We start from the raw sequence: 1,041 nt of genomic DNA, 5'->3' as shown, positions 1-1,041 counted from the left end.
GCATCTTCAAGCGCATCCGCCCGGCCTTCACGTACGAGAAGTCCCTCCGGGTGCTCACGATGGCCAAGGCCGACGGGCTCGTGACCAAGTCCAACCTCATCCTCGGCATGGGCGAGGAGGACCACGAGATCGACCAGGCCCTGGTGGACCTGCACGAGGCCGGCTGCGACATCATCACCATCACGCAGTACGTGCGGCCCTCGAAGCTGCACCACCCCATCGACCGCTGGGTGAAGCCGCAGGAGTTCGTCCAGTGGTCCCAGCGCGCCGAGGAGATCGGTTTCCAGGGCGTCATGGCGGGCCCGCTGGTGCGCTCGTCGTACCGCGCGGGCAAGCTCTATGCGCAGGCCATGCAGCGCCTCGGCCGGACCCTGCCGGAGAACCTGGCGCACCTGGCCGGGGAGAAGACCGCCCGCCAGGAGGCCTCCGCCGTCGTCGCCCAGATGTCCTGAGCCGCCCGACTAGACTGGACCCCGTCATGACGAAGAACAGCCAGCCCCCCGCGTCCTCCTCCGGCTCCACCTCCGCCACGCTCAAGGAGGTCAAGGCCATGCAGCGCGAGCGTCGCCTCCGCGAGAAGGAGCAGGCGAAGGCCCAGCGCCGGGACAAGCGCGCCACGAAGGGCCCGGGCGTGATCTCCCAGCTCAAGCAGGCCTACGCCATGACCAAGGCGCACGACCCCAAGGTCGGACTGTGGATGCTGCTGGCCTTCCTGGGCGCCCTGGTCGTCGGCCTCGTCATCGGCCTCCTGCTGGACAACTGGATCACGTGGCTGCTCATCGCGATCCCGTTCGGTGTGCTCGCCGCCGTCGTCATCCTGAACCGGAAGGCGCGCCGCGCCGGGTTCGCCCAGCTCGAGGGCCGCCCCGGCGCCGCCGGCGCCGCGCTCTCCACGCTGGGCCGCGGCTGGATCGTGTCCGAGCAGCCGGCCGCCGTGAACCCGAAGACCCAGGACCTCGTCTACCGCGCCGTGGGCCGGCCGGGCGTCGTGCTGGTGACGGAGGGCCCCTCCCCCCGCGTCGCCGCGCTGGTGGTCAAGGA

General features: G+C 70.8%; 1 protein-coding gene and 1 pseudogene. Both read left to right on the top strand.

What is annotated here, in order from left to right:
- Window positions 1-452: pseudogene (locus ACFWJO_RS40930) on the top strand (lipoyl synthase); the annotation flags it as partial.
- 26 nt (window positions 453-478) lie between these two features.
- A partial coding sequence (locus ACFWJO_RS40925) for a DUF4191 family protein (protein WP_386873490.1) occupies window positions 479-1,041 on the top strand: 563 nt, incomplete at its 3' end.

The organism is Streptomyces sp. NPDC127092, from assembly GCF_042722475.1.
Lineage (GTDB): Bacteria > Actinomycetota > Actinomycetes > Streptomycetales > Streptomycetaceae > Streptomyces.
Note: the sequence above shows the minus strand (reverse complement) of the source record. Positions and strands in the feature narration are given on the sequence as shown.